Here is an 18,534-nt window from a genome sequence, read left to right on the forward strand (position 1 = left end):
TATGGTATACCATAGACCATGAGCTACCTGATCCTGCAGGTGGCCAGTCCCGACGGCGGCTCGCGCCTGGCGTCTGGGCCTTACAAAAATCGAGGAAAGCGACATGAAATTCTCTTTGTTCGTCCACATGGAACGCTACGACCAGGACGTCAGCCACCGTGAGCTCTTTGAGCAGCTGACCGAGCTCACCCTGCTGGCCGAGGCCGGCGGTTTCAGCACCGTGTGGGTTGGCGAACACCACGCCATGGAATACACCATCTCGCCGAGCCCGATGCCGATTCTGTCGTACTTGGCCGCGCGTACCAGCACCATCCGCCTGGGCGCCGGTACCATCATCGCGCCGTTCTGGAACCCGATTCGCGTGGCCGGTGAATGCGCCCTGCTCGACGTGATCAGCAACGGTCGTATGGAAGTGGGCCTGGCCCGCGGCGCCTACCAGTTCGAATTCGACCGCATGGCCGGTGGCATGCCGGCCACCGACGGCGGCAAGGCGCTGCGCGAGATGGTCCCGGTGGTGCGCAAGCTGTGGGAAGGCGATTACGCCCATGACGGTGAGGTGTACAAATTCCCCACCTCCACCAGCGTGCCGAAGCCGTACAACGCCCAGCCGCCGATGTGGATCGCCGCCCGCGACCCGGACTCGCACAACTTCGCCGTGGCCAACGGCTGCAACGTGATGGTCACGCCGCTGATGAAGGGCGACGAGGAAGTGGTCGACCTGAACAACAAGTTCAACGCCGCCCTGGCCAACAACCCGGGCGTGCCGCGCCCGCAACTGATGGTGCTGCGTCACACCCACGTGCACCTGGCCGATGACCCCGAGGGCTGGAAGCTCGGCGCAGCCGCCATCTCGCGCTTCTACCGCACCTTCGATGCCTGGTTCGGCAACAAGACCACGCCGGTCAACGGTTTCCTGGAGCCGAGCCCGGAGTCCAAGTTCGCTGAAGTGCCGGCGTTCCAGCTGGAGAACATCCGCAAGAACACCATGATCGGCACGCCCGAGGAAATCATCGCGCGCATTCGTCACTACCAGGAACTGGGCGTCGACGAATTCAGCTTCTGGGCCGACAACAGCCTGCCCTACGCTGAGAAGAAAAAGTCCCTGGAGCTGTTCATCCAGCACGTGGTGCCGGCCTTCCGCTGAGCATCACCCCGCACAGCCCGGCCCGCGCCGGGCTGCTGCAACGATCGAAAACGCTGCTATCCGAATAAAGACAAGAAGTAGGTTTTTCCCATGTTGTTGCGTGCCTTCCCATCGCGTCACCCCTGCCCGTTCTCCCTCGCCCGCGGCCCGGCCCGCAGCGAGCGCGGCTGACCTCAGCCACGACACCCCACGCATCCACCCGGCACTGCCCGCCTTGCGCGCAGCGTGCCGCTACCGCCTTGCGCAGGAGAACCCGACATGTCCCATAACAACGCTCCCCAAGAACTCGTCGAAAGCAACAGCGTCGGCCAGGTGGCCGATGCTGATCGTCACGGCCGCGTCCGTGACCTGTTCACCCTCTGGTTCAGCACCAACATCGCACCGCTGCCGATCGTCACCGGCGCCATGGCCGTGCAGGTGTTCCACCTGAGCATCGGCTGGGCGATCTGCGCCATCTTGGTCGGCCACCTGCTCGGCGGTATCGTGCTTGGCCTGGCGTCAGCCCAGGGCCCGCAGATGGGCCTGCCGCAGATGCTGCAGAGCCGCGGCCAGTTCGGTCGCTACGGGGCGCTGCTGGTGGTGGTGATCGCCGCCGTGCTGTACATCGGCTTCTTCATCTCCAACTGCGTGCTGGCCGGCAAATCCATCCACACCGTGGCGCCGGATCTGCCGCTGCCGGCCGCCGTGCTGATCGGCGCCTGCGCCGCGACGCTGATCGGCATCCTGGGCTACAACTTCATCCACACCCTCAACCGCATCGGCACCTGGGTGATGGGCATCGGCCTGCTGGCGGGCTTCATCGCCCTGTTCGCCAACGGCCTGCCGGCGGACTTCGCCAGCCGCGGCGGTTTCAACCTGGCCGGCTGGCTGGCCATGGCCTCGCTGGGCGCCATCTGGCAGATCTCCTTCGCGCCCTACACCTCGGATTACTCGCGCTACCTGCCGCGCAACGTGGGCATCTGGAAGCCCTTCATCGCCACCTACTGCGGCGCCGTGCTGGGCACTTCGCTGTGCTTCATCTTCGGCACCCTGGTGGCGCTGGCGGTGAGTGCCGAGACGGACACCATGGAAGCGGTGAAGCAGAGCACCGGCGTGTTCGGGCCCGTGCTGATGGTGCTGTTCATCCTCAGCATCATCAGCCACAACGCCCTGAACCTGTACGGTGCGGTGCTGGCGCTGATCACCTCGGTGCAGACCTTCGCCGCCGACTGGGCACCGAGCCGCCAGGCCCGCGTGGCGCTGTCGGCGATCCTGCTGGTGGCCTGCTGCGTGGTCGCGGTAACGGCACCCGCGGACTTCATCGCGCGCTTCATGCAGCTGATCCTGGCGATGATGATCGTGCTGGTGCCCTGGGCGGTGATCAACCTGGCCGACTTCTACCTGGTGCAGAAGCAGCGCTATCACATTCCCTCGCTGTTCGACGCCACCGGCGGCATCTACGGGCGCTTCAACCCCAACGCGGTCAGCGCCTACGCCATCGGCATCGTGGTGCAACTGCCGTTCGCGGTCACGCCGATCTACACCGGCCCCATCGCCAGCAAACTCGACGGCGCCGACCTGTCCTGGCTGGTGGCAATCGTTGTCACCCTGCCGCTGTACCTGCTGCTGTCGAGCCGCGACACGCTGTACCGGCGCCAGCAGATCTCGGCGTTGTCGCAGGCCTAACGGTCATCGGCGAAAAAGCTCCGCGCCTGCCATGCGGGGCTTTCGCTCAATCGCAAAATGGATTAGAGCGGCAACAGCAGGAAGTTTCACGTGGAACGCTGATTTCTATCGGTGACGACCTATCGATAGCGTGGTCTATGCTGGCACGGCAGCTATCAAGCGAACGACCATGGAATTCGGCATCCAGCATTTCTTCGGCTATCTGATTGCAGCGATCCACGTGCTCGGGACGCTTGCCGCGGTGCATGCGATTCTCACCGTACGCACCGCTCAAGGCGCCATCGCCTGGGCGCTGTCGCTGTTCTTCATGCCCTACCTGACGCTGCTGCCCTACGTGATCTTCGGGCGCAGCCGCTTCTATGCGTACATCGATGCGCGCCGAGTGGTCGACAAACAGATGCACAAGGCAATGGCCTCGCTGGACTGGCGCCCTTGGGTGCAGGAGGCCATCGCCGCCGGCGAGTCGGAAGCTTACGGCCAGTTGCGCGCATTACCGCGCCTCGGGCGCATGCCCTGCCTGGCCGGCAACCAGGTCAGTCTCTTGGTCGACGGCAAGGCGACCTTCGAGGCGATCCTCCAGGCGATTGCCGACGCACATCAGGTGATCCTGATCCAGTTCTTCATCGTTCACGACGACAAACTTGGCCGCCGTTTGCAGGAGGCCCTGCTCGAGCGCGCCGCCGCTGGTGTGCAGGTGTACTTCCTCTACGACGCGGTCGGCAGCCACGCCCTGCCGCGCCGCTATATCAAGCACCTGCGCGAAGGCGGTGTGCACATGCACGCCTTCCCCACCGGCGGCGGCGTGCTAAATCGCTTCCAGCTGAATTTCCGCAACCACCGCAAGATCGTGGTGGTCGACGGCGAGCGCGGTTTCCTCGGCGGGCACAACGTCGGCGACGAATACCTGGGCGAAAAGCCGCGCCTGTCGCCGTGGCGCGATACCCACGTCGAGGTGCACGGCCCGGCAGTGGCCTGCCTGCAGGAATCCTTCGCCGAAGACTGGTTCTGGGCGACCCGCAAGCTGCCACCGCTGCTGCTGCCCGAGCGCTACCCGGACGAAGGCATGCTCTGCCAGGTGATCAGCAGCGGCCCGGCCGATGCCCAGGAAACCTGCTCGCTGCTGTTCGTGGAAATGCTCAACGCCGCCCGCGAGCGCATCTGGCTGACCAGCCCCTACTTCATCCCCGACGAGGCGCTGTTCGCCGCCCTGCGCCTGGCCGTGCTGCGCGGCGTGGACGTGCGCATCCTGCTGCCCTCGCGCCCCGACCATCGCATCGTCTACGCCGCCTCCAACCTGTTCGCCTTGGAAGCCCTGCGCGCCGGCGTACGGATCTTCCGTTACTTGCCGGGCTTCCTGCACCAGAAGGTCGCGCTGATCGATAGCGACATCGGCGTGGTCGGCAGCGCCAACCTGGACAACCGCTCGTTCCGTCTCAACTTCGAAATCACCCTGGTCACCGTCGACAGCGAATTCGCCCGCCAGGTCGAGGCGATGCTGCTGGAAGACTTCAGCCAGTCCCGCGAACTGATCGGCGCCGACCGCCGCGAAGTACATCGCCTGCAGCAACTGGGCATGCGCGTGGCGCGGCTGATTTCGCCTATTCTCTGAGCGCCTGTTCAAACGAAGCGGCAGGAACTCTGCCGTGCCGCAAATCAGGGCTGCATTTACTTGAAAACTTCGCCCCCAAGGGCTGGGTTGCTGCGAAAGACCGTTTTGAGCGCTCTGGTATGGCAGCTTTCAACGCTGTCCTAGCGCAACAATTTTAGAAGCCGAGCACTGAAGAGTTCGGCGTTCTTTTTCAGGCTGAACAGCTTGGGGTCCAACAGCCAGGTGTGGGTGACCCCCATCAGCGATGTGTAAAGCAAGGTCGCGCTCTGTTCGCTGTCCTGCTCGGGCAGCTCGCCTAGGCGCTTACCCTCGTCGATCAGTTGGGTCAGGCTGCGTACGATCAGCCGCGTGAGTTTGCGCTCCCGGCGTACCGTGCCGGCCATTTCGGCGGTCAGCTCGGTTTTGTTCAGCAGAATTTCGAAGGACTGGCGGTGCCAGGGATTTTCCAGCAGGAGGCTGAACCAGTGCCGACAAAGATATTCGATGGCGCTCAGCGGCATCTCCTGCCGCGCCATGCTCTGTTCCACCAGTTGTTCCAGCGGCTCCTGTGAATAGTGCAGGACGGCGCTGTAGAGCTCGTCCTTATTCTTGAAATGCCAGTAGATGGGGCCTCGGCTGAAGCCTGCTGCGCTGGCGATCATCGCCAGTGTCGTGTGTGAGTAGCCGTGTTTACTAAAAAGCTCCAGCGCTGCTTCGATGACTTTCACGCGGGTTTTTTCGGCGTCTTCTTTGGTTCTACGCATGCGGGTCTTCAGTCGGCGATGGTGGCCGGCGACGCGTCTGCGTCGCCGGCCTGACGTCAAAGCTTGCCGTCGTTGGCCATCTGCATATAGGTAGTGTCGAAACGCAGTTTGACGTTATCGGCATCGCCCAGCAACTTGCCCTTGGGCATGGCAATGCCGATGAAGTCTGCGTTTGCAGCGTTTTCTCCCAGCAAACCATGGGCAAAGGAGAACTGGCGAACGCTATCCATGGCGCTGAGTGCCTCCGGGCTCTCGATGAAGACCAGGGAGTCCTTGGGCGTCCAGAACATCTTCATGCCCTTGAGCTGTGACTCGTAGCCGGCCTGATCGGTGCCCGACGCCTTGCCGAGAAAGGCCCGGGCCTTGGCCCCCTCCTCGGTATCACTGGCGATGATGCCCATGACCTCGTACCAGGCGCCGACCACCGCCTTGCCAAAGGCCGGGTTGTCGGCCAGCGTCCTGGTATTGGTCAGGGTCAGGTCCTTGATGTGGCCGGGGATCTGACTGGAGTCGAAGACTCTGTGGCTGCCTGGGGTGGCCGCCACTTCATCGAGCAGCGGGTTCCAGGTCACCACGTTGCGCACATCCTTGCTGGCGAACGCGCCAACGATGTCGGCATCCGAGGTATTGACCACCTCTACATCACGCTCGCTGAGGCCGACACTGTCCAGCGCATGAGCCAGCAGGTAATGGGAGACGGAGAGCTCGACCAGGTTGACCTTCTGCCCCTTGAGGGTTTTCAGGTCGGCGCTGTCCTTCATCACCATGCCATCGTTGCCATTGGAGTAGTCGCCGACAATCAGCGCCGTACTGTCGACGCCACCGGCGGCAGGAATCGACAGCGCGTCCATGCTGGTCAGCACCACGGCGTCGAACTGCCCGGCCGTGAACTGGTTGATCGATTCGACGTAGTCGTTGATCTGGGTGATTTTCACCTCGATCCCGTACTTGTCGGCCCACTTCTTCATGATTCCCGACTCGTCGGCGTACTTCCACGGCATCCAGCCGGCGTAGATGGTCCAGGCCAGGTTGAACTGCTGCTTCGTCTCGGCATGGGCAGCCATCGGCAGCAAGCTTGCGCAGGCCAGACTGGTGGCGCAGATCAGGGTTTTCAGCGTCTTGAACGGCATGGGGTGGCTCCTTGTGCAATCGGAAAATGCATCAGAAGAATTTCAGGTAACGCTGGATTTCCCAGTCGGAAACGTGGGTGTGGTAGGCATTCCATTCGTCACGTTTGAAGTCGACGAAGGCCTGGAACAGGCTGTCGCCGAAGACTTCGCGGCTTAGCGGGTCTTTCTCGAAGGCATCGATGGCTTCGCTCAAGGTGCGCGGCAGGCATTCGATGTCCATCTCCGCGACCTGTTTTTCGCTGTAGTTGTACATGTTCTCGCGGTGCGGCAGGCCTGGCTCCAACTGCTCGCGCACGCCTTCCAGGCCGGCAGCGAGAATCATCGCGGCGCCCAGGTAGGGGTTGCTGGCGATGTCGGCGGCGCGACATTCCACCCGACCGCCCTGGGAAGGAATGCGCAGCATGTTGGTGCGGTTGTTGTTGCCGTAGCAGACGAATACCGGCGCCCAGGTAGAGCCGGACATGCTGCCCTTGCGCACCAGGCGTTTGTAACTGTTGACGGTCGGCGCGATCACCGCGCAGATGGCCTGGGCATGCTTGAGCACGCCAGCGATGAAGTGGTAGCCCAGCTTGCTTACGCCGCAGTCGTGCAGGTCGTCGCCTTCAGGCTCGAACAGGTTGCGCCCGGTCTCGCGGTCGGCCAGCGACATGTTGTAGTGCGCGCCACTGCCGGTGCGCTTGGCCGATGGCTTGGGCATGAAGCTGGCGAAGGCGCCATGCTTGCGGGCAATTTCGTTGGCCAGCATGCGGAAGAACACGAAGCGGTCGGCCATGGTCAGCGCGTCGGCGTATTTGAAGTCGGTCTCGAACTGGCCGTTGGCGTCTTCGTGGTCGAAGGAATAAACGTCCATGCCAATGTCGTTCAGCGCCTCGACCAGCTCGCCGATGATGTGCAGGTTGTCCATCAGCCCACGCGGGTCGTAGCAGGGCTTGGCCAGATCATCACGGGCACTGATCGGCTCGAAGCCGCCATCGGCGCTGTCCTTGTAGATGAAGAATTCGGTTTCGATGCCCAGGTTGAAGGTGTAACCCATGGCGGCGGCGGCATCGATCTGGCGCTTCAGTGCACCGCGCGAGCAGGCGGCGAAGGGTTTGCCATCCAGGTAAAGGTCGCTGGCGAACCAGGCCAGGTCCTTGTTCCAGGCGCACTGGATGGCGCTGGCCGGATCGGGCATGGCGGCCACCTCGTTGTCGCTGATGTCCTGTGGCACGCCGTCCAGCGCGGCGCCGGTGTATAGCTCGGAGCCTTCGAGCATTTGCCCCAGGTGCGACAGAGGCACGAATTTGCCCTTGATCACGCCATGGATATCGACATAGCTGGCCATGGCGTACTTGACGCCTTTGGCTTGCAGACTGTTTTTCAGGTTCTCGGCAGCAGGGCTGTGACTCATGACGTGAGCTCTCCAGTAAATAGTTCGTAGCGCATGGCGCGCTGGCACGAATCGTTCATTCAACATACATGCCAGCGTGTATATAAATTAATGAACGTCACGGCCGTTGCTGTGCACGTCAGGATCACAGGACTTTGCGAGGAATTTTCAAATGATTGAATTGGTTAAGGAAAAGCGCTTCATGCCGCTGGGTGATCTGCGGCTGCAAAGCGGTCAGGTACTGCGTGACGCGCAGCTCTGCTATCAGGTGCTCGGCCAGGCGAATGCGGCGCGGGACAATATCGTGCTGCTGCCGAGTTACTACGGCGGCACACATTGGGGCAACTTGCCCTTGCTTGGTGCAGGAAGTCCGTTGGCCGGCGGTGAGTACTGTGTGGTGTCGGTGTCCATGCTCGGGGCCGGCTGGTCCACCTCGCCAAGCAATGCGGCAGAGGGGCAGCGTGGCGCCGATTTTCCACAGATCGCGCTCGGCGATAATGTCGAGGCGCAGCGCCTTCTGCTCGACAGGCTGTTCGGTGAGTGGCACCTGGCACTGGTGGCGGGTTGGTCGATGGGCGGCATGCAGGCCTTTGCCTGGGCTATGGCGTATCCACAGCGGGTTGCACGCATCCTGCCCATCTGCGCGACCGCTCAGTGCTGGCCGCACAATCGGGTATTTCTCGAGGGGGTCAAGGTGGCGCTGTGCGCCGATGCCGCCTGGCAGGGCGGACACTATGGACAGCCGCCTGAAGCCGGGTTGCGCGCTTTTGCGCGTGTTTATGCAGGCTGGGCCTATTCGCAGGCGTTCTACCGCAAGGGTCTGTATCGCGCGCTGGGGTTCGAGACGATCGAGGACTTGTTGGCCTACTGGGAAGAGGACCACCTGCAGCAGGACGCCAATGACCTTTTGTGCGTGCTGCAGGCCTGGCAGCGTACCTGGTTCGCCGACTCACTGGTTGCCGAGCTGGGCCGTATAGAGGCCCGCACCCTGATCATGCCGGGCAGCAGCGACCTTTACTTCACGGTCGAGGATGCTCGGCACGAAGCCGCGCTGATCCGCCAAGCCGAGCTGCGCATATTGCAGTCGGACTGGGGGCATTGTGCAGGCGGCCCCGGCCGGGAGCCGCAGGCGATGGCGCAAATATTTTCGGGGATGGCGCAATTGCTGGCGGGCTGATCGTGCCTGCTGCGCCATGTTGCGGCTTACAGGGACGTTGGCCACCTCTCAGACGAAAGACCTCCTTCACCAGGCACCAAGCCGTGACTTGACAGCAACTGCTGCCGAGCCAGGCGGATCTCGATGTTTGTTTGCGCATGGTCAGCGCCCCAGCCGCCCGTACATCAAGCCCGGTCGTGCCGCAATGCTCGCCGTGAACCTTGAATCGCCCAGCCTTCGGGTAGACGTTGCCGCCGAGAACACGCCTGACAAATCACGCGATCCGCCTTGCGCTCAGCGCTGTTTGGGTGCTGCCTTCAAGTCAATCAAATCGATCAAAACGCCCATCTAAAACGAGCGACTCGATCAAATATCCGCCGCAAGCCCTGAACCAACTAGAAAATATTTGATCGATTCAATCAATAATGCTATTAATACTGACCAAAACAATCATAAAGACAGGATAAGCCATGAAATTCCACGGTATCGTCCCTGCCCTCGTCACGCCGTTCAATGCGGCCCAGGAGGTCGATGAACCGGCGCTTGCCGCGCTTATCGAGAGCCTCGTCTCTTCCGACGTGCACGGCTTGTTCGTGCTGGGCACCAATGGCGAGTTCTTCGCGCTCTCCGACGCCGAGAAAGTGCGCATCGCCAAACTGACCGTCGAGCTCGCCGCCGGCCGCGTGCCGGTGATTGCCGGCACCGGCGCCTTCGCCACCCGCGATGTGATCGAGCTGAACAAGAAGATGAGCGATGTGGGCGTTCAGGCCCTGTCGGTCATCACGCCGTTCTTCAATGCCGTCAGCCAGAGCGAGCTGATCAATCACTATCAGGCCATCGGCGACGCCTCCGATCTACCGATCATGCTCTACAACATTCCCGCCAAGACCGGTATGTCGATCGGTATCGGCGCGGTTGCCGCGCTTTCCCAGCACCCGCAGATCAAGGGCATCAAGGACAGCGCCGGCAACTTCGACGCCCTGGTGCAGATGATGCGCTACCGCAGCGACGATTTCGCGGTGTTCGCCGGCACCGACTCGCTCATCTACTGGAACCTCCTGGCCGGCGGTGATGGCGCGGTGGCGGCCACCGCCAACGCGGTGCCCCATGTGGTGATGGAGATCTGGAACCAGTTCCAGGCCGGCAACCACGAAGCCGCCCGCGCCGCCCAGGAGTCCCTGCGCCCGCTGCGCGACGCCTTTGCACTGGGCACCATGCCGTCCGTGCTGAAGAAGGCTACGGACCTGCTCAACGTGCCGGTCGGCCCCTGCCGCGCCCCCGTTGCCGCCCTCGATGAACAGACCGTGCACAAGCTCGAAGGCTTGCTGGCCGCCTACCAACGCTGAGCCGGAGGATCACCATGTATCACTTCCAGACCGTCAAACACGTCATCCACGGCCCCGACAGCCTCAATAGCCTGAGCGACAAACTGGCACTGCTCGACACACCGCTGCAGCGCGTGGTGCTGGTCACCCAGAACGCCATGCACCAGTTGGGCGTCACCGAGCGCGTGGTCGCCCAGCTAGAGGCCAAGTCCATCGCCGTCACCGTGGTCGATGATGTCGAGATCGAGCCGACCCTGGAAAATATCGAAGGCGTGTTCCGCCGCGCCGTGGCCCCTGCCGCGCCAGACGCGCTGATCGCCATCGGCGGCGGCAGCGTGCTGGACGCCGCCAAGCTGTTCGCCGTGTTGCTCACCAACGACATGCCGCTGCGCGACATGCTCGGCATCGACAAGGTACCCAATGCCGGCGCGCCCATGGTTCTGGTGCCGACCACCTCGGGCACCGGCTCGGAGGTCACCCCCAACGCCATCGTCACCCTGCCGGACGAGGAACTGAAGATCGGTGTGGTCAGCCGCCACCTGCTGCCGACTCTGGTGATCCTCGACGCCACCCTGACCCTTGGCCTGCCCAAGCCGATCACTGCCGCCACCGGTATGGACGCCTTCACCCACTCGCTGGAGTCGTTCATTTCCACCAAGGCCAACCCGATCAGCGACACCTTCGCTCTGGAGTCGATGCGACTGATCGCCGGCAGCATCGTCGAGGCCTATCAGCAGCCCGGCTCGGTACAGGCGCGCAGTGACATGCTGCTCGGCTCGATGTACGGCGGCCTGGCGCTGACTGCCGCCGGCACCGCTGCCGTGCACGCCCTGGCCTACCCGCTGGGCGGCAAGTTCCACGTCACCCACGGGGTGGCCAACGCCATGCTGCTGCCCCACGTGATGGCCTTCAACATGGATGCCTGCGCGCCACGCCTCAAGCGCGCTGCCTGCGTCTGCGGCCTGGCGCGAGAAACGGACAGTGACGAAGTGGCCGCGCGTAAACTGATCGACCAGATCAGCGCCTGGACCGCCACCCTGGAGATCCCCCAGAACCTGCGCGACTTCGGCGTGGCCGAAGAGCACCTGGCGGACATGGCCGTGGCGGCCTCCAAGGTCACCCGCCTGATGGTCAACAATCCCAAAGCACTAAGCCTGGACGACATCCAGCAGCTGTACCGGTGCCTGCTGCCATGAAACGGCCGCTGCTGGTGATCGCCGACGACCTGTCCGGCGCCGCCGATTGTGCGGCCGGCTTCGCGCGCCACGTGGCTACCGAGGTGCTGCTGGACCCGCGGGCCGAGCACCGCGCCCAGCCGGTGACCGCCATCGATCTGGACACCCGTCGCCTGCCGCCGGACCAGGCCGCGCAGCGCCATCGCGCCCTGCTGGAAACCCGCACCTTCACCGGCCACGGGCTGTACAAGAAGGTCGACTCGACCCTGCGTGGCAATCTTCTCAGCGAAGTCTCCGCACTGCTGGGCAAGGGCATGGCGCTGGTCGCCCCCGCCTTTCCGGCCATGGGCCGTACTACCTTGGGCGGGGTGCAGTACGTCGATGGCGTGGCCGTCGATCAGAGCGATGTCTGGCGCAACGAAGGCCTGAGCGGCACGAGCGATCTGCTCAAACTGTTCGGCAACGAGGGCCTGCGCTGCGCCGCGCTCCACCTCGAACAAGTACGCGGCGCCGAGCTGGCTGGATCGCTGGCCCGCCATCTGCGGGCCGGTACCCAGGTGCTGGTCTGCGATGCCCAGCTGGATGCCGACCTGCAGGCGCTGGCCCAGGCCTCGGTCAAGCACGCCGATCAACTGTTCTGGGTCGGCTCGGCCGGCCTCGCCCAGCACCTGCCCGCCGCCCTGGGGCTCGCACCGCACATCGCGCCGGCGCTGCCCGAGGCCGCAAAGCCTGTGCTCACCGTGGTCGGCAGCATGTCGCGGCATTCCCAGGCTCAGGCCGCGCTGCTCGCCGAGCGCAGCGGCCAGCAGTGGCAGCGCATAGAACCACAGCTGTTGCTGGCAACTGATGCAGCCGATCAGCGCGATGCGTTGAGCGCTCGCTTGGCCGCGCAGATGGCGAGCGGCAAGGATCTGCTGATCAGCCTCGAACAGCGCGACCGCGACCCAGCTCAAGCGACGTTGCTGGGCGCGCCCCTGGCGCAGTTGCTACTGCCGGCCATCGCCAAGGCCGGCGCACTTATCGCCACCGGCGGCGAAACCGCCCGCGCCCTCCTTGCCGCTGCCGCCATCGACAGCCTGCAACTGCACGGCGAGCTGGCCCCCGGCGTGGTGCTGTCCAGCGCCCGCCGGCAGGGCCGCGAGCTGGCCATCGTCACCAAGGCCGGTGGCTTCGGCCAGCCGGACACCCTTTACCAGGCCTGGGCTCGCCTGCACGGCGCCAGCCATTCCCAGCCCCTCTCCGAGAAGGAAGCCCACCATGTCTGAACGCCCCGTAATCGGCATCACCCTGGGCGATGCTGCCGGCGTCGGCCCGGAAATCATCATGAAGTCCCTGGCCCATGACAGCGTCTACGCCATGTGCCGGCCGCTGGTCATCGGCGATGCCCGGCGCCTGGCCGATGCCAACCGCATCGTCGGCGGCAGCCTCGAGGTCAACGCCATCGAGCACCCGCACCAGGCACGGTTCCAGCCCGGCGTGGTGGACTGCATCGACCTCGACCTGATCCCAGACGACCTGCCCTACGGCCAGCTCTCGGCGATCGCCGGCGACGCGGCCTTCCGTTACATCGAGCGCACCGTGCAGCTCACCGAAGCCGGTGAGCTCGACGCCATCTGCACCGCGCCGCTGAACAAGGAAGCCCTGCACGCCGGTGGGCATATCTTTCCCGGCCACACCGAAATGCTCGCCCACCTGACCGGCATCGAGGAAGTGTCGATGATGTTGATGACGCCGACCCTGCGCGTCATCCACGTCACCACCCACATCGGCATCATCGACGCCATCGCCCGCATCGAGCCGGGTCTGGTGCGCCGCACCATCGAGCGCGCCCACGAGACCCTGGTACGCGCCGGCATCGACAACCCGCTGATCGCGGTGTGCGGCATCAATCCCCACGCCGGCGAGAACGGCCTGTTCGGCTATGGCGAGGAGGCCACCAAGATCCAGCCGGCCATCGACGAACTGCGCGCCCGCGGCTGGCGCGTGGAAGGCCCGCTGCCGGCCGACACCCTGTTCTTCCGCGCTGGCCGTGGCGACTTCGACGCGGTGGTCGCCATGTACCACGACCAGGGCCACGGCCCGGTGAAGGTCATGGGCCTGGAGGCCGGCGTCAACGTCACCATCGGCCTGCCGGTGATCCGCACCTCGGTCGACCACGGCACCGCCTTCGATATCGCCGGCAAGGGTATCGCCGACGAACGCAGCCTGATCGAGGCGCTGCGCCAGGCCGTGGAACTGGCCACCCGTAAACGCAAGAACCCGACCCCGGCCCACGCCTGAGTCACCCCAACTTCCTCACGCAAGCCCTAGACAAGAACAATCGGAGCGAATGATGGAAACCTTCAACACCCAAGGCACGTTGATCATCATCGGCATGGTGGTCGTCTACATCCTGTTCACTTCCTGGCTGACGATGCTCATTCGCAGCAAGAACACCGAACAGTACATGGTCGCCTCGCGCAGCATGCCGGCCTTCATCGTCGGCATGCTGATGATGTCCGAATACATCGGCGCCAAATCCACCATCGGCACCGCCCAGGCGGCGTTCGAAAGCGGCATGGCCGCGGCCTGGGCGGTGGTCGCCGCCGCCATCGGCTTCCCGCTGTTCGCCATCCTGATGGCCAGGAAGCTCTACAGCTCGGGTGAATACACCATCTCCGGGTTCATCGAGCGCCGCTACGGCTACGGCGCCAAGATGATGGTCTCGGTGATCATGATCTACGCCCTGCTGCTGGTGAACGTCGGTAACTACGTCAGCGGCGCCGCGGCCATCGCCACGGTAATGCACATCAACCTGCCCACCGCCGCCTTCATCACCGCCATCGTCAGCACCCTCTACTACGCCTTCGGCGGCATGAAGAGCGTGGCCTACATCAGCGTGCTGCACACCGTGGTCAAGTACGCCGGGGTGATGATCGTACTGTGGGTCGCCCTCAAGCTCGCCGGCGGGTTCGATCAGGTGCATCAAGGTCTGCCCGCGCATTACTTCACCTGGGACGGCGCCATCGGTGGCTCCAAGGTGATGGCCTGGATCATCGGCACCGTGGGCGCGATCTTCTCCACCCAGTACATCATGCAGGCGATCAGCACCACCAAGAGCCCGACCGCCGCACGCAACGCTGCCCTTTGGGCCGGCCTGATGTGCCTGCCGATCTCCATCGCCCTGGGCGTGATCGGCGTGGTGTCCAAGTACCTGCACCCGGACATGGACAGCCTCTACGCCCTGCCGGTATTCCTGCAGTCGATGAGCCCATGGATGGCCGGCGTGGTCACCATTTCCCTGGTCGCCTCGGTGTTCGTCGGCGTCAGCGCCGTGGCCCTAGCCATCACCTCGCTGGTGGTACGCGACTTCTACGTGCCGCTGCGCAAGCCCAACGCCGAGCGCGAATTCCGCATGACCAAGGTAATCAGCCTGGTCGTCGGCTTCGCACCGCTGGTATTCGTGTTCGCCGCGCCGGAAATTCTCAACCTGTCGTTCTTCACCCGCGCCCTGCGCCTGTCGATCACCGTCATCGCCCTGGTGGCCATCTACCTGCCGCTGTTCGCCACCGGCCGCGGCGCCACCTGGGGCCTGGGGGCCGCCACGGTCACCACCAGCGTGTGGTACCTGATGGGCAACCCGTACGGCATCGACAACATGTACATCGCCCTGATCACCCCCGCCGTGGTGATCTGCATCGAGCGCCTGCTGCCGCGCAGCAACAAGGCCGCCAACGCTTCGGAGGTTACCAATGCCAACTCTTGAACAGCGCCACGACGCCTACCTACCCACGCACTACGCCCAGAACCATGCCGCCAACCTGCATGAACTGGCCGACGGCACCCTGCTGTGCACCTGGTTCGCCGGCACCCAGGAAGGCATGGCCGACATCTTCGTGCTGCTGTCGCGCCGCGACCCGGCCACCGGCGTGTGGAGCGAGCCGCAGAAGATGTCCGAGGACGCCAGCCGCTCGGAGCAGAATCCCATCCTGTTCCAGGCGCCGAATGGCCCGCTGTGGTTGATCTGGACCGCGCAGATTTCCGGCAACCAGGAAACCGCCATCGTACGCCGTCGCCTCTCCGAGGACGGCGGCCTGACCTGGGGTCCGATCGAGACGCTGTTCGACGAGGTGGGCACCTTCGTGCGTCACCCGCCGGCGGTGCTGAGCAACGGCGACTGGGTGTTCCCGGTGTGGTACTGCATCACCCAGCCGGGCGAGAAATGGATCGGCAACCATGACGTCAGCGCGGTGATGATCAGCTGCGACCAGGGCCGCACCTGGAGCCGCCACGACGTGCCGCAGAGCACTGGCGCCGTGCACATGAACGTCCATCAGCTGGCCGACGGCACGCTGCTGGGCCTGTTCCGCAGCCGCTGGGCCGACCACATCTACGCCAGCCGCTCGACCGACCTGGGCCGCACCTGGAGCGTACCGACGCCCACGGAACTGCCGAACAACAACTCGTCGATCCAGTACATCCGCCTGGCCAGCGGCGAGCTGGCGCTGGTCTACAACCCGATCAACGCCGAGGGCATCGAGCAGCGCCGTGCCTCGCTGTACGACGAGATCGAGGACGAGGGCGACGAGCGCGTCACGCCGACCGTCAACGCCGACGGTCGCGGCGCCGTGTGGGGCATCCCCCGCGCGCCCATGAGCCTGGCGATTTCCCGTGACGAAGGGCGCAGCTGGCCGCTGCGCCTGGATATCGAGCTGGGAGACGGTTTCTGCATGACCAACAACTCCCAGGAGAAGCTCAACCGCGAGTTCTCCTACCCCAGCGTCATCCAGGCCCGCGACGGCAGCCTGCACGTGGCCTTCACCTACTTCCGGCAGAAGATCAAACACGTGCATATTCCCCTGGCGGCCATCCGCTAGAGCCCACGGGCGCCTTTGCGGCGCCCCTTTAGTGTGGAGAATCCAGATGAGTGAAGATAGCCGCTGCGCCCTGGTCACTGGGGTCAGTTCGGGCATCGGCGAAGCCATTGCCCTGCGCCTGCTCGAAGACGGCTGGCAGGTGATCGGCATGAGCCGACGCGCACCGAGCCTGCAACACCCGAACCTCAGTTTCGTCGCTGCCGACCTGGCCGACAACGCCTCGCTGGCCGGTGCCCTGGGGGACATCCCCGCACTGGACGCCATCGTTCACGCCGCCGGTTTCATGCGCACCGCGCCCCTGGGCGAGCTGCGCGACGAGGACGGCGCGGCCATGTGGCAGGTGCACGTCAGTGCCGCCACGCAGTTGGTCAACGGTCTGATCGGCCGCCTGCGCGCGCCGGGGCGCATCGTGCTGGTTGGCAGCCGCACCATGAACGGCGCAGCCGGTCGCAGCCAGTACGCCGCCACCAAGGCCGCGTTGATCGGGCTGGTGCGCTCCTGGGCCATCGAGCTGGCGCCCAAGGGCGTCACCGTCAACCTGGTCGCGCCGGGCGCCACCGAAACGCCGATGCTGATCGACCCGGCCCGCCAGGGCACTCCGCCGCGCAAGCCGCCCATCGGTCGTTTCATCCAACCTCGTGAAGTAGCGGCGATGACCGGGTTTCTACTCGGCCCCGACGCCGGCGCCATCACCGGTCAGCAGCTGGTGATCTGCGGCGGTGCCTCGTTGTGAGCTGGCCAGGCGGTAAGTGATACAGTGCAGCCGCCTCTCCCTGAAGGATCGCCATGAAAGTCGCCAAACGCCGCCAGGCCATTCTCGAACTGGTGCTCTCCAACAACGGCAACGTCAACGTCGAGACGCTGTGCAGCTCGCTCGGCGTGTCCGAAGCCACGGTGCGCCGCGACCTGTCCTCGCTCGCCGAGCAGGGCATGATCATGCGCACCTACGGCGGCGCCGCGCACATCGGCAAGCATGCCCCGGAAGCTTCGCTGGAAGAGCGCAGCAGCCATTCCAGCCTGGAGAAGGAGCGCATCGCCCGCGCCGCACTGGCCCATGTGCAGGACAACGATACCGTGCTGCTCGACGGCGGCACCTCGACCGCGAGCCTGGCCCGGCTGTTGCGCGAGCGCACCGGCCTGCACGTGATCACCAACAACCTGCTGGCCCTGGAATCGCTACATGAATTGCCGCAAGGGCGGGTGACGGTGCTGGGCGGCGACCTGCGCCCCGGCAGCATGGCCACCTTCGGCCCCGCGGCCATGGCGATGCTCGAACGGCTGAGTGCCGACAAGGTGTTCGTGAGCGCCGATGGCGTGGTCGCCGGGCGCGGCCTGTGCGAGGCGAGCGCCAGCCAGGCCTATCTGAAGGATCTGATGATTCGCCAGGCGGCGGAGGTGTTCGTGCTGGCCGATGCCAGCAAGCTGGGCCGCGACCAGCAGCAATACTGGACGCCCCTGAATACCCGCTGGACGCTGATCACCACCGGCAGCGCCGAACAGCTGGCCGATTTTGACGGTGATCCGCGGGTGATCCAGCAGCGGCTCTAGGCTCTGTACGAAAAGTACCTGCGCTCGGTGATGCTTCGTTAAAAATCGGCTGGATTGCCAGCTCAGTCGGAATGCTCATTTACAGCTCGTAAACTCGAATGCGAGCCCAGTCCACTTCCTCACCGATTTTTGCCTCGCCTGACCTTCGCTCGGAGACTTTTCGTACAGACCCTCGGCCGCTGCTGGTCGCTTCAGGTTACTGACGCGGACGCAACGAGCCGCAGTCAGCCGACACCCAGCGCGCCTCGGATTCCATGCTGCCCTGCTGGCGGCCGGCGCCGCTGTCAAACTCGCCGTTGACCTTGGTGGTGAAGTTCTTGTCGTCGAGGAAATGCGCCTCGCCCTGACCACGGCCCTGCGGGCAGGTGAAGTTGAACACCCAGCGGTCGTTGTCGCGGGAAGTGATCTGCTGGCTGCAGTTGGGGTCCTGCAGGGGAATGTTCTGCGCATCGACCTGGGCCTGGCTGATGCAGTACTGCACGCCCTTGTCGCCGAGCTGGATGCCTTGCTGGGCCATGGCCCGCTCCATCATTTCGCGCTGCGCCTGGGGCAGGTTCTTGAACTGCTGCAGCATCACGTCGCTGCTCGGCAGGGTCTTGCCACCCAGCTGCATGTTGTTGGAAGTGATTTCCCAGAGACCGGGCTGGATCGGTTGCTGGGCGGATGCCATGAAGGGCAGCGCCAGCAGGCAGAGAGGCAGTAACTTCACACTAAGCTTTGGCATACGGAACTCCGTTCTGTGACCGCGACGCGGCTCGCCAGATATCCGACAGCGCAGCGGCGGGTAAGTCTCGACGCAATGCGCTTTTAGGAA

16 protein-coding genes are annotated in these 18,534 nt (G+C 64.3%); 12 read left to right on the forward strand and 4 right to left on the reverse strand.

Going from position 1 to position 18,534, the window contains the following annotated elements:
• Window positions 1–103: 103 nt before the first annotated feature.
• The 3 genes from BM279_RS03505 (at window position 104) to cls (ending at window position 4,418) form a co-directional block, all read left to right on the forward strand.
• Complete coding sequence (locus tag BM279_RS03505) at window positions 104–1,144, forward strand: LLM class flavin-dependent oxidoreductase (protein WP_013789208.1); 1,041 nt, start codon at window positions 104–106, stop codon at window positions 1,142–1,144.
• Window positions 1,145–1,402: 258 nt separating this feature from the next.
• The gene (locus BM279_RS03510; RefSeq protein ID WP_093500960.1) at window positions 1,403–2,809 is read left to right on the forward strand and encodes a purine-cytosine permease family protein; all 1,407 of its coding nucleotides are present in this window, start codon (window positions 1,403–1,405) and stop codon (window positions 2,807–2,809) included.
• 169 nt (window positions 2,810–2,978) lie between these two features.
• Window positions 2,979–4,418 (forward strand): cardiolipin synthase, encoded by a 1,440-nt coding sequence (gene cls, locus BM279_RS03515; RefSeq protein ID WP_093500962.1) that lies wholly within the window; start codon window positions 2,979–2,981, stop codon window positions 4,416–4,418.
• A 140-nt stretch (window positions 4,419–4,558) separates the two neighbouring features.
• On the opposite strand, the gene BM279_RS03520 is transcribed toward cls, so the two are convergent.
• Genes BM279_RS03520 through glnT form a run of 3 tightly spaced genes read right to left on the reverse strand, consistent with a single transcriptional unit; the run spans window position 4,559 to window position 7,681 of the window.
• Entirely contained in the window at window positions 4,559–5,161 is a 603-nt protein-coding gene (locus BM279_RS03520; RefSeq protein WP_093500964.1) for a TetR family transcriptional regulator, read from the reverse strand.
• Between the two features lie 56 nt (window positions 5,162–5,217).
• Window positions 5,218–6,291, reverse strand: coding sequence for a putative urea ABC transporter substrate-binding protein (locus tag BM279_RS03525; protein ID WP_093500966.1), 1,074 nt, complete (start codon window positions 6,289–6,291; stop codon window positions 5,218–5,220).
• A gap of 31 nt (window positions 6,292–6,322) precedes the next feature.
• A complete protein-coding gene (gene glnT / locus BM279_RS03530; RefSeq protein WP_093500968.1) occupies window positions 6,323–7,681 on the reverse strand; it encodes a type III glutamate--ammonia ligase in 1,359 nt (452 codons plus the stop codon).
• Between the two features lie 151 nt (window positions 7,682–7,832).
• Here glnT and BM279_RS03535 point away from each other — a divergent pair, with 151 nt between their 5' ends.
• The 9 genes from BM279_RS03535 (at window position 7,833) to BM279_RS03575 (ending at window position 17,720) form a co-directional block, all read left to right on the forward strand.
• A complete protein-coding gene (locus BM279_RS03535) occupies window positions 7,833–8,837 on the forward strand; it encodes an alpha/beta fold hydrolase (protein ID WP_093500970.1) in 1,005 nt (334 codons plus the stop codon).
• 449 nt (window positions 8,838–9,286) lie between these two features.
• Window positions 9,287–10,162 (forward strand): 4-hydroxy-tetrahydrodipicolinate synthase, encoded by an 876-nt coding sequence (gene dapA / locus BM279_RS03540; protein WP_093500972.1) that lies wholly within the window; start codon window positions 9,287–9,289, stop codon window positions 10,160–10,162.
• Window positions 10,163–10,176: 14 nt separating this feature from the next.
• A complete protein-coding gene (locus BM279_RS03545) occupies window positions 10,177–11,337 on the forward strand; it encodes an iron-containing alcohol dehydrogenase (protein WP_093500974.1) in 1,161 nt (386 codons plus the stop codon).
• Window positions 11,334–12,581 carry a four-carbon acid sugar kinase family protein gene (locus BM279_RS03550; protein WP_093500976.1) on the forward strand — a complete coding sequence of 416 codons (1,248 nt, stop codon included), beginning with the start codon at window positions 11,334–11,336 and terminating at the stop codon, window positions 12,579–12,581. The genes BM279_RS03545 and BM279_RS03550 overlap by 4 nt, the downstream gene beginning before the upstream one ends.
• Window positions 12,574–13,596 carry a 4-hydroxythreonine-4-phosphate dehydrogenase PdxA gene (gene pdxA / locus BM279_RS03555; protein WP_093500978.1) on the forward strand — a complete coding sequence of 341 codons (1,023 nt, stop codon included), beginning with the start codon at window positions 12,574–12,576 and terminating at the stop codon, window positions 13,594–13,596. Before BM279_RS03550 ends, pdxA begins: the two co-directional genes overlap by 8 nt.
• 52 nt (window positions 13,597–13,648) lie before the next feature.
• Window positions 13,649–15,061, forward strand: coding sequence for a sodium:solute symporter family protein (locus BM279_RS03560; RefSeq protein ID WP_093501240.1), 1,413 nt, complete (start codon window positions 13,649–13,651; stop codon window positions 15,059–15,061).
• Window positions 15,048–16,172, forward strand: coding sequence for a sialidase family protein (locus BM279_RS03565; RefSeq protein WP_093500980.1), 1,125 nt, complete (start codon window positions 15,048–15,050; stop codon window positions 16,170–16,172). The genes BM279_RS03560 and BM279_RS03565 overlap by 14 nt, the downstream gene beginning before the upstream one ends.
• A gap of 46 nt (window positions 16,173–16,218) precedes the next feature.
• On the forward strand, window positions 16,219–16,905 hold the full coding sequence (locus BM279_RS03570) for an SDR family NAD(P)-dependent oxidoreductase (protein ID WP_093500983.1): 687 nt from the start codon (window positions 16,219–16,221) through the stop codon (window positions 16,903–16,905).
• A gap of 53 nt (window positions 16,906–16,958) precedes the next feature.
• Window positions 16,959–17,720 (forward strand): DeoR/GlpR family DNA-binding transcription regulator, encoded by a 762-nt coding sequence (locus BM279_RS03575; protein ID WP_093500985.1) that lies wholly within the window; start codon window positions 16,959–16,961, stop codon window positions 17,718–17,720.
• Between the two features lie 196 nt (window positions 17,721–17,916).
• On the opposite strand, the gene BM279_RS03580 is transcribed toward BM279_RS03575, so the two are convergent.
• Entirely contained in the window at window positions 17,917–18,444 is a 528-nt protein-coding gene (locus BM279_RS03580; RefSeq protein ID WP_093500987.1) for a DUF3617 domain-containing protein, read from the reverse strand.
• Window positions 18,445–18,534 lie beyond the last annotated feature (90 nt).

This window comes from Phytopseudomonas straminea, from assembly GCF_900112645.1.
GTDB lineage: Bacteria > Pseudomonadota > Gammaproteobacteria > Pseudomonadales > Pseudomonadaceae > Aquipseudomonas > Aquipseudomonas straminea.

What these genes read in the sequence shown, in the direction of transcription:
- BM279_RS03505 (WP_013789208.1), top strand. Translation starts at nt 104, where the DNA reads ATGAAATTCTCTTTGTTCGTCCACATGGAACGCTACGACCAGGACGTC.
- BM279_RS03510 (WP_093500960.1), top strand. Translation starts at nt 1,403, where the DNA reads ATGTCCCATAACAACGCTCCCCAAGAACTCGTCGAAAGCAACAGCGTC.
- cls (WP_093500962.1), top strand. Translation starts at nt 2,979, where the DNA reads ATGGAATTCGGCATCCAGCATTTCTTCGGCTATCTGATTGCAGCGATC.
- BM279_RS03520 (WP_093500964.1), bottom strand. Translation starts at nt 5,161, where the DNA reads ATGCGTAGAACCAAAGAAGACGCCGAAAAAACCCGCGTGAAAGTCATC.
- BM279_RS03525 (WP_093500966.1), bottom strand. Translation starts at nt 6,291, where the DNA reads ATGCCGTTCAAGACGCTGAAAACCCTGATCTGCGCCACCAGTCTGGCC.
- glnT (WP_093500968.1), bottom strand. Translation starts at nt 7,681, where the DNA reads ATGAGTCACAGCCCTGCTGCCGAGAACCTGAAAAACAGTCTGCAAGCC.
- BM279_RS03535 (WP_093500970.1), top strand. Translation starts at nt 7,833, where the DNA reads ATGATTGAATTGGTTAAGGAAAAGCGCTTCATGCCGCTGGGTGATCTG.
- dapA (WP_093500972.1), top strand. Translation starts at nt 9,287, where the DNA reads ATGAAATTCCACGGTATCGTCCCTGCCCTCGTCACGCCGTTCAATGCG.
- BM279_RS03545 (WP_093500974.1), top strand. Translation starts at nt 10,177, where the DNA reads ATGTATCACTTCCAGACCGTCAAACACGTCATCCACGGCCCCGACAGC.
- BM279_RS03550 (WP_093500976.1), top strand. Translation starts at nt 11,334, where the DNA reads ATGAAACGGCCGCTGCTGGTGATCGCCGACGACCTGTCCGGCGCCGCC.
- pdxA (WP_093500978.1), top strand. Translation starts at nt 12,574, where the DNA reads ATGTCTGAACGCCCCGTAATCGGCATCACCCTGGGCGATGCTGCCGGC.
- BM279_RS03560 (WP_093501240.1), top strand. Translation starts at nt 13,649, where the DNA reads ATGGAAACCTTCAACACCCAAGGCACGTTGATCATCATCGGCATGGTG.
- BM279_RS03565 (WP_093500980.1), top strand. Translation starts at nt 15,048, where the DNA reads ATGCCAACTCTTGAACAGCGCCACGACGCCTACCTACCCACGCACTAC.
- BM279_RS03570 (WP_093500983.1), top strand. Translation starts at nt 16,219, where the DNA reads ATGAGTGAAGATAGCCGCTGCGCCCTGGTCACTGGGGTCAGTTCGGGC.
- BM279_RS03575 (WP_093500985.1), top strand. Translation starts at nt 16,959, where the DNA reads ATGAAAGTCGCCAAACGCCGCCAGGCCATTCTCGAACTGGTGCTCTCC.
- BM279_RS03580 (WP_093500987.1), bottom strand. Translation starts at nt 18,444, where the DNA reads ATGCCAAAGCTTAGTGTGAAGTTACTGCCTCTCTGCCTGCTGGCGCTG.